General features: G+C 56.1%; 12 protein-coding genes. 10 read left to right on the top strand and 2 right to left on the bottom strand.

The features are described from left to right. The first annotated feature begins 3 nt into the window (after positions 1-3). From lptE to EKL30_RS12590, 10 genes are all read left to right on the top strand, one after another. Complete coding sequence (lptE, locus tag EKL30_RS12635) at positions 4-675, top strand: LPS assembly lipoprotein LptE (RefSeq protein ID WP_126707578.1); 672 nt, start codon at positions 4-6, stop codon at positions 673-675. 4 nt (positions 676-679) lie between these two features. Then, positions 680-1,738, top strand: a complete 1,059-nt coding sequence (gene holA, locus EKL30_RS12630; protein ID WP_126707577.1) for a DNA polymerase III subunit delta — start codon at positions 680-682, stop codon at positions 1,736-1,738. A 77-nt stretch (positions 1,739-1,815) separates the two neighbouring features. Continuing rightward, positions 1,816-3,114, top strand: a complete 1,299-nt coding sequence (locus EKL30_RS12625; RefSeq protein WP_126707576.1) for a glutamate-5-semialdehyde dehydrogenase — start codon at positions 1,816-1,818, stop codon at positions 3,112-3,114. A gap of 4 nt (positions 3,115-3,118) precedes the next feature. After that, a complete protein-coding gene (locus EKL30_RS12620) occupies positions 3,119-3,535 on the top strand; it encodes a CopD family protein (RefSeq protein WP_126707575.1) in 417 nt (138 codons plus the stop codon). A gap of 13 nt (positions 3,536-3,548) precedes the next feature. Further along, the gene (locus tag EKL30_RS12615) at positions 3,549-5,024 is read left to right on the top strand and encodes a class I SAM-dependent RNA methyltransferase (RefSeq protein ID WP_126707574.1); all 1,476 of its coding nucleotides are present in this window, start codon (positions 3,549-3,551) and stop codon (positions 5,022-5,024) included. Positions 5,025-5,113: 89 nt separating this feature from the next. Then, positions 5,114-5,299 (top strand): hypothetical protein, encoded by a 186-nt coding sequence (locus EKL30_RS12610; RefSeq protein WP_126707573.1) that lies wholly within the window; start codon positions 5,114-5,116, stop codon positions 5,297-5,299. 126 nt (positions 5,300-5,425) lie between these two features. Next, a complete protein-coding gene (locus EKL30_RS12605; RefSeq protein WP_126707572.1) occupies positions 5,426-5,953 on the top strand; it encodes an RDD family protein in 528 nt (175 codons plus the stop codon). A 110-nt stretch (positions 5,954-6,063) separates the two neighbouring features. Next, positions 6,064-7,743, top strand: coding sequence for an acyl-CoA synthetase (locus EKL30_RS12600; RefSeq protein ID WP_126707571.1), 1,680 nt, complete (start codon positions 6,064-6,066; stop codon positions 7,741-7,743). A 58-nt stretch (positions 7,744-7,801) separates the two neighbouring features. Further along, a complete protein-coding gene (locus EKL30_RS12595) occupies positions 7,802-8,725 on the top strand; it encodes an Hsp33 family molecular chaperone HslO (protein WP_126707570.1) in 924 nt (307 codons plus the stop codon). Positions 8,726-8,809: 84 nt separating this feature from the next. Further along, complete coding sequence (locus tag EKL30_RS12590) at positions 8,810-9,907, top strand: TadE/TadG family type IV pilus assembly protein (protein WP_126707569.1); 1,098 nt, start codon at positions 8,810-8,812, stop codon at positions 9,905-9,907. Here EKL30_RS12590 and ftsB read toward each other — a convergent pair. Both ftsB and eno read right to left on the bottom strand, forming a co-directional pair. After that, positions 9,904-10,233 (bottom strand): cell division protein FtsB, encoded by a 330-nt coding sequence (ftsB, locus tag EKL30_RS12585; protein ID WP_126707568.1) that lies wholly within the window; start codon positions 10,231-10,233, stop codon positions 9,904-9,906. The two genes, EKL30_RS12590 and ftsB, sit on opposite strands and share 4 nt — an antisense overlap. A gap of 49 nt (positions 10,234-10,282) precedes the next feature. Further along, positions 10,283-11,569, bottom strand: a complete 1,287-nt coding sequence (eno, locus tag EKL30_RS12580; protein ID WP_126707567.1) for a phosphopyruvate hydratase — start codon at positions 11,567-11,569, stop codon at positions 10,283-10,285. Positions 11,570-11,708 lie beyond the last annotated feature (139 nt).

Below are 11,708 nucleotides of genomic sequence, written 5' to 3'. Positions count from 1 at the left end.
GGCATGCAAAGCCCAACGTTGAAGCCCTCGCTTACCTTGTCCACGCAACATTGCTTACGCGGGCTCGCCTGCATAGCGATTTTCTTGCTATTGGCGGCTTGTGGCTTCAAAATGAAAGGCGTCTCACCCCTGCCTTTTACCACTCTGTACACCAACATCGGCCAGAACTCCGCCTTCGGGGCGGGCATGCGTCGCGCCATTATCGCTAGTTCGCCCCGCACACGATTCGTGGAAGAGGCCGCCGATGCACAGGCCAAGCTTATCCAGTTGGCCAATAATCAATTCTTGCGAGAACTTTCCATCGACGCACAAGGTCGCGTCGAAGAATACGAGTTGAACCTTGAATTCGTATTTCAGCTTACCGATGCCAAGGGTCACATTATCTTGCCGCCGACGACCTTGCGGTCAGTCCGGGAGATTCCATACGACGACTCCATTGTTCAAGCCAAGCAGGGTGAAATCGCCACTATTTTCCAGGCAATGCAACAATCCATGATTGATCGTGTAGTTCGGCATCTGGCTTCGCCCGATGTCGCCAATGCCTTCGCCGATGCCGGGTCGCAGCCTGTAGAAGAGACTCCGGCCAGTACGGCGCCGCTGCCTCCAATTGATCCTACCGCGGTTCCAACTCCATGGAGCATCCCGCAGATCGACCCGGGCGCTGGCACGCGATAGGGCTATGGGACGCCGCCTGGATTCCGACAGTCTTGCACAGCAGTTAACCAAGACACCGCCGCAGCTCGACAGTCTTTACATCGTTTCGGGCGACGAACCGCTCTTGGTCATCGAGACGGTCGACGCCCTTCGTGCTGGCGCCGTACGAGCTGGCTATGGCGAGCGCATCAGCTTGATACTGGATGCACGCAGCGATTGGTCTGCCGTCATTGCTGCGACTCAAAACGTTTCACTTTTTGGCGATCGCAGGCTAGTCGATGTGGCGGTGCCTACAGGCAAGCCCGGCAAGCTCGGTGGTGATACGCTGCTTAAGCTCTCCGGTATGGTCCAGCACGGAACGCTGGCCGATACCATGATGATCATCACCCTGCCCCGTCTGGATAAGACCACGCGAAACACGAAGTGGTGTCAGGGTCTCGAACAAGCGGGAACCTGGGTAGAAATAAGCAGTGTAGACAGGGCACAGCTGCCCCGGTGGATTGGCCAGCGCCTGGCACGCCAGGAACAACAGCTGGACACCGGCACGCTGGAATGGATGGCCGACAAAGTGGAAGGGAATCTTCTCGCTGCATTCCAGGAAGTGCAAAAGCTGGCGCTGCTGTATCCGAAAGGCAAGATCAGCGCCAACGATGTAGAAAGAGCCGTGCTCAACGTGGCTCGTTACGATGTATTCGGCTTGCGCGATGCCATGCTCTCGGGCAACGCCGCCAAGGCACTCACCGTACTTGCGGGCCTGCGCGCCGAGGGTGAGGCACTGCCTCTTGTACTATGGGCCATTGGCGAAGAGGTCCGCGTATTGGCCCGCCTTTCGGCGACGCAGGCCGCAGGGCAGGATTTGCAGGCGGAAATGCGGCGCCAGCGAATTTTCGGGCCTCGCGAACATTTGGTGCGACAGACATTGAGTCGCATCCCCGCAAAAACGTGGCCTGCCGCCGTACAACATGCACACGATATCGACCGGCTGATCAAAGGGCTGAAGGTCCCGGGTAGGCTGACCGACCCATGGGAAGAACTCGGACGGCTAGCGCTGCGTATCGCCATCTCGAAAAGTACCTCCCGTTAGCGTTACACCAACCCTTGCCACGGAATCCCGGAATACTGGGATAATTCCTGTATAAGCCAAAACTCTGCATCATTACCATGACACTACAAAATTATTCAGGCAATACCATTGCCGAAAACGCTCCAGATGCCTCCGATATGAACCTTCTCGGAAAGCAGGCGCGCTTAGCCGCAAGACAAATGCGGATCGCTTCTGGTCAAGCCAAGGCGCAAGCGCTGAGGGCCATGGCCAGTCGTCTGCACGACCAAAAAGAACAACTAAAAGCAGAGAATGCACGCGATCTCGCGCAAGCCCAGATCAATCAGTTGGCCCCTGCTCTGCTTGACCGGCTGACACTGACCGATAAGTCCATCGACATCATGGCAACCGGATTATTGCAAATCGCCGATATGCCCGATCCGATCGGAAGCCAGAACGGAATAACGATACGGCCTAACGGCATGCGTGTGTCCCAGATGCGTGTACCGTTGGGCGTCATTGGCATTATTTACGAATCTCGACCCAACGTCACGATCGATGCCGCTGCACTGTGCCTCAAATCGGGCAATGCCACCATTTTGCGCGGCGGCAGCGAAGCTTTTCACTCGAATATTGCATTGGGCGCGATTATCCAGCAGGGCCTGGCCGATGCCGGCCTCCCGCCTCATGCCGTGCAAGTCGTGGGCACCACCGATCGAGCCGCCGTGGGCCAACTTATTACCATGACCGAGTTCATCGATGTCATTGTGCCTCGCGGCGGAAAAGGCCTTATCGCCCGGCTAAGCGCCGAAGCCAAAGTACCTTTAATCAAGCATCTGGATGGAAACTGCCATATCTATGTCGACGAGGCCGCCGATCTGGATAAGGCTCACGACATAGCGGTAAACGCCAAAACGTATCGCTACGGCATTTGCGGTGCCATGGAAACGCTGTTGGTTCATGCCAGCATTGCCGCTCAATTATTGCCGCGCCTGGCCCAAACACTTACCGAAAAAGGCGTTGAACTGCGAGGATGCGATAGAACCCGAAGCATATTGCCCCAGGCGCTTTGCGCCACCGAAGAAGACTGGAAAACCGAATACCTGGCGCCGATACTGGCAATACGCGTGGTTGATAGCCTTGACGCAGCAATGGACCATATTGCACTTTACAGTTCGGAACATACTGAATCCATCGTTACCGAAAATTTGCAGGCAGCCACCCGCTTCCAGCGCGAAGTGGATTCCAGCTCCGTATACGTGAACCTGCCTACCTGCTTCGCCGACGGCTTCGAATATGGGCTCGGCGCCGAGATCGGAATTTCAACTAACCGCCTGCACGCGCGCGGGCCAGTCGGGCTTGAAGGCCTGACAACAATGAAATGGGTCCTCGCCGGCGACGGCCAATTGCGCGGATAGCCCTATGCTTTGGATTAAAACCCTCCATATCCTGTTCGTTACCTCGTGGTTCGCAGGCTTGTTCTATCTGCCCAGAATTTACGTCAACCTTGCTCAAGTGCACGACGCTTCCACTAAAACGTGCCTGATTGGCATGGCGCGCCGACTGTATCGCTTCATGCTGCCTCTGGCGATACTGGCTTTGATATTTGGATTGTGGCTGTTCTTGGGCTACGGGATAGGCATGGGGTCAGGTTGGATGCACGCCAAACTGACAGCGGTGATATTGCTGATCATTTACCACCTGGCCTGCGGACGCATGCTGAAGAAATTTGAGCACGATACCAATACCCACAGCCACCGGTTCTACCGATGGTTCAACGAAATACCGGTTATTTTGCTGCTGATCGTTATTGCCTTAGTCGTAGCAAAACCCTTTTAAACCCTATAGAACCATGAACGACGCCAAAACGGGCAAGACGCTCACTCTGAAGAAAAAAGTCGATCCATCTACCCCTGCCGATGGCGAACGCCGAAAGCGCGCAGGCGGACGAGCGCGACAAGTCGCGCAGATCGAACGCCAGCGGGAACAGCAGCGTAATGTACAGGCGCCGGCAGCGGTGGTGACTAGCCGAGCGAACATGGAAAAGCCGGCCCCGTCGCGCAAGCGTCATCCCACCGAGTCCATTCCCGAGGCTGGCACACCGCAGCCGCAGCCTACGCAAGAACACGCTCGGGAAAAACCGCGTCGGGGCCTTTCGCGTTCGCACGGGTCGGCTCGTGCCGAGATTTTTCCCGTGTTCACCCCATGTCCGCAAGGGCTGGAAGAGGCACTCGTCGCCGAACTGCAGGCCTTGGGCTTCGACGATGCCGAACCCGCACGAGCAGGCTGCCGATTTCATACCGACTGGACAGGGATCTTACGCGCCAACTTGTACTCCAGGCTCGCCACGCGAGTCTTGGTACAGGTTGCACATGGTCCTGCATACCATGAAGACGACATTCTCGACCTCGCTATGGATACCCCTTGGGAACGCTGGTTCGGTGCCGAGCAAACCTTACGGGTCGACACTTCGGCAATACGCAGCCCCATGCAGAGCCTGCAATATTGCAATCTGCGCGTCAAAGACGGCATTTGCGACCGCCTTCGCGAGCACGAGGGAGCCCGCCCTGATATCGATACCGTCCGGCCCGACGCCAGAGTGCATCTATTTCTGGACGAAGACAGCGCTACGCTCTATCTGGACACGTCCGGCGAATCGCTGTTCAAGCGGGGCTGGCGGCTCGCAAAGGGCGAGGCGCCACTGCGCGAAAATCTAGCCGCGGGTATTCTTGCGCTCTCAGGCTGGGATCCGGCTGAAGCGCTGATGGATCCCTTCTGCGGAAGCGGAACAATACTGATAGAAGCGGCTTGGATAGCATTGGGTGTTCCTCCGGGCATTTGGCGTCCTTTCGGTTTTGAAAGGCTGCGCAACCATGATGCGCGCCATTGGCGCGACATCAAGGACGAGGCCCGCTCACACATCGCCACGCGACTTGAAAGCCCGATTGTGGGATACGACCTCGACCCCGCCGCGATCGATGCCGCAAAGGCGAACCTGGAACGGTCTTGGTTGACTCCAGATTCGATTCGTTTCGAAGTCGGTGATGCCAAGCTGGTGCCACCTGCGGCGGATATCGGCTGGCTGGTCACGAACCCGCCATATGGCGAGCGTTTACCCAGCGAGGAAGACACCGGACTTTGGCGCGCATGGGCCCAAAACCTCAAACAAAACTACAGTGGCTGGAACGTAAGCATCATTTCCAGCGACATGGACCTGCCACGCGCTTTACGTCTGAAACCGTTGCGGCGCTACCCCTTGTATAACGGTTCACTGGATTGCCGCCTGTTCAGCTTTGAGATGGTAGAGGCCGGTTACCGTAATAAGTAAAGAAATCTAACCTTGCCTTGTACTAGGGTAAACCCTATAATGGGGAAAACCCGAACATTTCGTTCTTTATCCAAGTACAAAGGTAAGTCATGATCAAGGTAGACAAAGAAACCCGTTTAACCGACGAACTCGAACGTCAGCTGATGATGCAAGCCATCGAAGAGCAATTCCGCTTCAAGCCCATTGCTGCTGTCAAAAACTTGTCGGCTAAAGTGGCTTCGTTGTTTTCAGGTAACAAAGCCGTATCTGCCGCGAAGGCTCAATCCGCGCGCTAAGTTCGCCGCGAAATTTCAGCAGTAAAGCGATCATTCGTTCGTAAAAGCCGCTATTGCGGCTTTTTTCTTGTCCGTCGCGTAATTGCGGGATAATAGCGGGCTTCCCTCAGCCATATAATCTTAGCAATGCCTCTTGATCCCCTTACCCCGCTTTCCGCAAGTCCCAGTCGTCTGCGCCGCTTCGCATGCATGATGTACGAAGCCGTGTTGCTGTTCGGGGTCATATTCCTAGCCAGTTATCTTTTCGACACCTTGACGCAAAGCCGCCATGCATTGATGTTCCGGCATGCACGTCAGGCAATCGTATTCGCCATCATCGGCGTGTACTTCATTACGTGCTGGCACAAAGGCGGACAAACCCTGCCTATGAAAACCTGGAATATACGGCTAGTAGACCGTGATGGCAGGACGCCAGGTATGGGCACGCTCATTATCCGCTACGTGCTGCTATGGCCCATACCATTGCTGGCGGCGTTGCTGGTAATGGGCGCTTCGCGTCTTACCGGCTATAGCTCAACCGACCTTCTTATTGTTTTTGCGCCGTTCACCATCTTCATCTATAGCTGGTTCGACCGCGACCAGCAATTCCTGCACGACCGCCTGCTGGGAACGCGATTGGTCAACGTACAGAAAGCGTTTCGCCCCCCCGTATAAACCCTAGTGTCTTCAGGTTTGTAGGCCATAAGCATTGCACAGATCCTGCTTGTCGTTCATGCTTGCAGATAAAGGAGCTTGCGCCTTCTGTATGCTTAGTTGAAAAGACAATGAACGACCAATATTCGGAGCTTTACCCGACTTACCAGTGGTTTGTCCCTTCACAATTCAACATCGCACAGGCGTGTGTGCACCGCTGGGCGGAAAGCCCGGTCGAAGGGCGACGAATAGCAATCTTCCACGAAGATGAAGTCGGCCAGCGCGAAGTCTGGACCTATTCGCGACTCTCCGAAACCACGAACCAGTTGGCCAATGGCTTGATCAAAATGGGCGTCAAGCCCGGCGATCGAGTCGCAATGGTAATGGGACAGCGTCCTGAAGCCGTCGCGTCGTATATGGCGATCTTCAGCGTCGGCGCCGTTGCATTGCCTTTGTCGTCTCTGTTCGGTGCCGACGGGCTGGCGATCCGATTGCGCGATGCCGAGGCCCGGGTCGCCATCGTAGACGACATTACGGGACACGACCTGCTTCAAGCCCAATCGCAATGTCCTTTACTCACCCAAGTCGTTGCACTTGATTTTCAACACGAAACGGTTATTCCGTGGCGCACGCTGCTAGCACGCCAACCCATAACCTTCAGGCCCGTGGCAACGCAGGCAAACAGCCCGGCCTTGCTGCTATATACCTCCGGAACCACGGGCGCCCCCAAGGGCGCCCTGCTTGCGCATCGCGCGCTTATCGGCAATCTGCCTGGCTTTGTCGCCTCGCAGAACTGGTTCCCCAAAAAGGCAGACGTTTTCTGGAGCCCGGCAGACTGGACCTGGACGGGCGGCCTAATGGACGCTCTGCTTCCCACCTTGTACTTTGGGCACGCTATCGTTGGCACGCTAGGGCGTTTTTCGGTGACTCGTTCGCTGGAAATCATGGAACGCTATCGGGTAAGCAATACTTTTTTGTTCCCTACGGCGCTTAAGCTAATGATGCAAGAAATTCCCAAGCCGCGAGAACGCTATCAGCTGGTCTTGCGCGCCATTATGGCCGCCGGCGAAAGCGTGGGCGAAGTCGTATTCGACTGGTGTGAGTCAGCGCTGGGAGTCACTCCTAACGAGATGTTCGGGCAAACCGAAATGAATTATCTGGTTGGCAACAGCTGCCACAAATGGCCAGCAAAACCGGGCAGCATCGGACGGCCCTACCCGGGGCACCAAGTTGCCGTCCTGGATCCCGATGGCGAGCCATGCCCACCGGGCACCATTGGCGAAATAGCACTGAACCGTTACGACATACACGGACATCCCGATCCGGTGCTATTCCTGGGATACTGGCGCAACGAAGCCGCCACGCAAGGCAAGTTCATCGGCGATTGGTGTTTGTCCGGCGACCTGGCGTCGGTAGATCAAGATGGATACTACTGGTACGCAGGGCGCAGCGACGATGTCTTCAAAAGCTCGGGCTATCGAATCGGCCCGGGCGAAATCGAAGATTGCCTGCTGGCTCATTCGGCGGTCGCCAATGCGGCCATCGTACCAAAACCGGACCACACCCGCGGTACACTCATCAAAGCTTATGTGGTGCTAAGTAACACCGCCCAAGGTCGCGACACGCAGGACCTTCAAAAAGAGCTCCAAGAGCACGTCAAAAGCCGATTGGCCCCTTATCAAATGCCACGCGAGATCGAGTTTGTCGACAGCCTTCCATTGACGAGCACCGGTAAAATTCGCCGACATGTGTTGCGAGCTCGAGAACGGCAGCGCAGCAACCTTCCGGAAAAGTTACCAAGTAAGCCGTAGTCCAAGGCTGTCGCAGCCGGTGGCAAGACAACATTTGCTTATGGGCTAAAATTTCCCCATGACAGATAAATTCAAAAAGTACTTATTGCCGGATCACAGCACTCGGGTGCAGGCCGTGAAGCTTACCTCCGCCTGGCAAGCCGGCCTTGAACACCAGCGCTATCCCGATTGCGTACAGCGCTTGCTGGGTGAACTGGTGTCGGCGGCCGTGCTCCTGGCCACGAATATCAAGTTCGACGGATCGCTGGTTCTGCAATTGCAGGGCGATGGCCCCATTGCGCTGATTGTGGTGGAATGCACCGCCGACCTTTCCATCCGCGCCACCGTAACCCTGCGCGAGGGCCACGATATCCCGACAGATGGCACTTTGCAGTCTTTATTGAATGCAAATGGGAAAGGTCGATTTGTTGTGGTCCTCGACCCCAACCGCGACACGACTGATCTTGAGCCATATCAGGGCGTTGTTCCGCTTGAAGGCGAGTCGGTCGCTGAAGTGCTGGAATGGTATATGCGCAACTCGGAACAGCTTGACACCCGAATGTGGCTGGCGTCAGACCCAATGAATTCAGCGGGCCTGCTTCTACAGCGGCTGCCCAATCACGGCGGAACGGCAAATGACGACCACGAGTCACGCGACGAAACCTGGACCAGAGTCTGCCATCTGGCTAGCACCGTAAAATCAGACGAGCTCTTGTCGTTGGATACCGATACACTTATTCATCGTTTATTCTGGGAAGAAGACTTGATTGCCTTCGAACCCCAAGAAGTGCGTTGGCATTGCCCTTGCACGCGCGAGCGAGTTGCAAACATGCTGCGTATGCTGGGCCGCGATGAAATTGAAGACATCCTGAGCGAGCGCGACCAGATCGATATTTCCTGCAGCTTCTGCGGCAAGCCTTACCAGTTTGATGCCATCGATTGCGCTGGCTTGTTTGTCGAAAATCTGGATACCTCTCACAACGATCGCAAGTCGGTTCATTAAGGCGCCGCCTCGCGCTCGGGACCATTCCTGCCATAAGCATTTGCCACACTCGACGCCGCATCGGAACATGAGCACACTGGCTCAATGTTCCGATCTCGAGCCTTTCTGGCCCATGCCTCCCCGCCCCGTGGCCGCCTCCCGCCAACCGTCAAGCGCCATACTCGTCGGCACAAGGCACGCGCCAGTGCCTGCCCAGCTCGGGCAGCATGCAAGCCTGCACGGCAATCCGGGGCAAGTCTCATTGAATTTTCTGTCGTATCGGTGCCGATCTTGCTGCTTGGACTGGGCAGCATCGAAATAACGCAATGGTTTTTTCATAAGCAAGCGGTAAGCCTCGCTCTTCTAGAGGCCGGTCGTGCAGCGATCACGCAGCATGCCAATCCTGCGACGATTGAAGCAGCCTTCGAGCACGGTTTGTTGCCGCTCGTACCCGCGACCAAAGCCAATACTGCCAGGCAACGCCTGGACGCTGCGTTAAACCAGCGTCGCCAGGCAACCGGCGCGGCACCCTGGCGCATCGAAGTGATCTCCCCGCCCGCCAGTGCCTTTACCGATTTTCACGATCCGTCCTTGTCGATCATGCAGCAGACCGGCCTCCCCGCTATCAACAACAACTATATTGCCGAACAAGATCAACGAAAGCGATCCCAAGGATGGCCCGACGGCCGTGGGCCTGAATCCGGTATGACCATTCTGCAGGCCAACACGCTGGTGCTGCGACTTACCTATTTGCACGAACCGGTGCTCCCCGGCATGAAGGGCTTGATACGCAAGCTCGGCACACCAAATAAAAGTTATGCCACACACGCCATGGCCCTCGGCGGATATTTGCCCATTGTGCAAGACGTGGCCTTGGTCATGCAGTCACATCCCGTCAATTGGCCGCTGCCTTCCCGCAACGGTAAAATTGTCGGTCAGCAGGCCCAACCCCACACGGCGGCTGCGCCGGCGCCATCGTGTCACGGCCTGTGGTGTCTTAATCACCCGCAGGCAGCCGTTCACACGGCCTCACCTTCGCCATCTGCAGGCGCTGAAGCCCCAACGGCTTCTGCCCGCCCTTCTACCCCAAGCGTGACAGCTCAACGTGTTGAATCGCCCCCCTGGGGCCATGGAAATAATGTTGGCGGCCTGACGACCGCGCCCGATGACCCGGCTTGCGGCGTCATTCTATGTTGCGGTTAAGGCCGTTTGCCCTTTTGCTTGGACGCCTGCGGTTTTATCTCGGGCTCGTGTTCGTTCGGCGCCAATATTTGAACGAAGACTTCATCGTCCTTCAGCATTCCCAGTTCGCCCCGCGCCCGCTCTTCGATGGCGGCCTTACCGGACTTAAGATCCTGCACTTCGGCTTGTAGCGCATTGTTGCGCGCAATCAGTGCTTCGTTGGTTTCTTGCTGACTGGCGGATTTTCTTTCCAGTTCCTGAACGCGCAGCCAACCGCCCTTTCCCCACCAAAGTGGATATTGGGTAATGGCGGTCAGCAGCACCAGAACAATCAATAACAATCGCATGTCGAGCGCCAAACGACCCGGTTATAGAACCGGGTCGTTTGGCTTTAACTTAGCGCAGGTTGTAAAAAGCGTCGCGACCAGGGTAGGACGCTACCTCGGCGAGTTCTTCTTCGATGCGCAATAGCTGATTGTATTTAGCCATACGGTCGGATCTCGACAAAGAACCGGTCTTGATCTGCATGGCATTCGTGGCCACCGCAATGTCAGCAATCGTAGTATCTTCGGTCTCGCCCGAGCGATGGGAAATAACAGCGGTATAGCCTGCGCGCTTGGCCATTTCGATGGCGGCGAAGGTTTCGGTCAGGGTGCCGATTTGATTGATCTTGATAAGGATGGAATTCGCGATACCCTGGTCGATACCTTGCTTGAGGATCTTGGTGTTGGTAACGAATAAATCGTCGCCCACCAACTGGACTCGTTTGCCCAACTGATCAGACAGCACCTTCCAGCCTTCCCAATCGTTCTCGGCCATGCCGTCTTCGATAGAAATGATGGGGTATTTGTCGCACCAGGTGGCGAGTAGATTGGCAAAATCCTGTGACGTAAGGGCAATGCCGCCCTCGCCCGCCAAATGATACTTGCCGTCGCGATAGAATTCGGAACTTGCGCAGTCTAGCCCAAGCGCAATCTGCGAACCAGCTTCGTATCCTGCTAGTTCGATGGCCTGAAGAATAAGCTGAATGGCTGCTTCATGATTGGCTACGTTCGGGGCAAAGCCACCTTCATCGCCTACGGCAGTAGACATCCCTTGCTTATGCAATAGGCCCTTGAGCGCATGAAAGACTTCAGTGCCCATGCGCAACGATTCGCGGAAACTGCTGGCCCCGATCGGCAGAATCATGAATTCCTGCAGATCGAGTGTATTGTTGGCGTGCGCACCACCATTGATGACGTTCATCATGGGCACCGGCATCGACATCGGGCCACTGCCACCAAAGTAGCGGTACAGCGACAAGCCGCAATCGTCGGCCGCGGCGCGTGCAACGGCCATGCTGGCTGCCAGAATAGCGTTTGCACCCAGGCGACTTTTTGATTCCGTACCATCAAGATCAATGAGGGTACGATCGACAAATGTTTGTTCCTGGGCATCCAGGCCCATGATCGCTTCAGAGATTTCGGTGTTCAGGTTTTCGACAGCCCGCAGGACCCCTTTACCAAGGTAGCGGCCAGCATCGCCGTCGCGCAATTCGATCGCTTCGCGCGATCCGGTGGACGCGCCTGAAGGTACAGCCGCACGACCCATTGCACCTGACTCAAGCAACACATCGCATTCGACGGTTGGGTTGCCGCGCGAGTCGAGAATCTCGCGTCCAATGATATCTACGATTGCACTCATAATATTGACTGTCCTGCCTGAATGTAGGGTTTTGCGTAAGGAGTAGCGCTTGCCAGCCTATAGAGGGCGATGACAAGCGCAAACGACCGATTGTACCCGGGCTCGACGCCGCGCAGCCCGCCAGAGTTCAAAAGATTAG

The organism is Candidimonas sp. SYP-B2681, from assembly GCF_003971065.1.
GTDB lineage: Bacteria > Pseudomonadota > Gammaproteobacteria > Burkholderiales > Burkholderiaceae_B > Pollutimonas.
The sequence above is the reverse complement of the archived record's forward strand: the minus strand, read 5'-3'. Positions and strand labels throughout refer to the sequence as shown.

Excerpts from the sequence above, each read along its gene's own strand:
- EKL30_RS12590 (WP_126707569.1), top strand. The coding sequence starts at position 8,810 with ATGTTCCGATCTCGAGCCTTTCTGGCCCATGCCTCCCCGCCCCGTGGC.
- EKL30_RS12615 (WP_126707574.1), top strand. The coding sequence starts at position 3,549 with ATGAACGACGCCAAAACGGGCAAGACGCTCACTCTGAAGAAAAAAGTC.
- holA (WP_126707577.1), top strand. The coding sequence starts at position 680 with ATGGGACGCCGCCTGGATTCCGACAGTCTTGCACAGCAGTTAACCAAG.
- EKL30_RS12600 (WP_126707571.1), top strand. The coding sequence starts at position 6,064 with ATGAACGACCAATATTCGGAGCTTTACCCGACTTACCAGTGGTTTGTC.
- EKL30_RS12610 (WP_126707573.1), top strand. The coding sequence starts at position 5,114 with ATGATCAAGGTAGACAAAGAAACCCGTTTAACCGACGAACTCGAACGT.
- EKL30_RS12605 (WP_126707572.1), top strand. The coding sequence starts at position 5,426 with ATGCCTCTTGATCCCCTTACCCCGCTTTCCGCAAGTCCCAGTCGTCTG.
- EKL30_RS12620 (WP_126707575.1), top strand. The coding sequence starts at position 3,119 with ATGCTTTGGATTAAAACCCTCCATATCCTGTTCGTTACCTCGTGGTTC.
- EKL30_RS12625 (WP_126707576.1), top strand. The coding sequence starts at position 1,816 with ATGACACTACAAAATTATTCAGGCAATACCATTGCCGAAAACGCTCCA.
- eno (WP_126707567.1), bottom strand. The coding sequence starts at position 11,569 with ATGAGTGCAATCGTAGATATCATTGGACGCGAGATTCTCGACTCGCGC.
- ftsB (WP_126707568.1), bottom strand. The coding sequence starts at position 10,233 with ATGCGATTGTTATTGATTGTTCTGGTGCTGCTGACCGCCATTACCCAA.
- EKL30_RS12595 (WP_126707570.1), top strand. The coding sequence starts at position 7,802 with ATGACAGATAAATTCAAAAAGTACTTATTGCCGGATCACAGCACTCGG.
- lptE (WP_126707578.1), top strand. The coding sequence starts at position 4 with ATGCAAAGCCCAACGTTGAAGCCCTCGCTTACCTTGTCCACGCAACAT.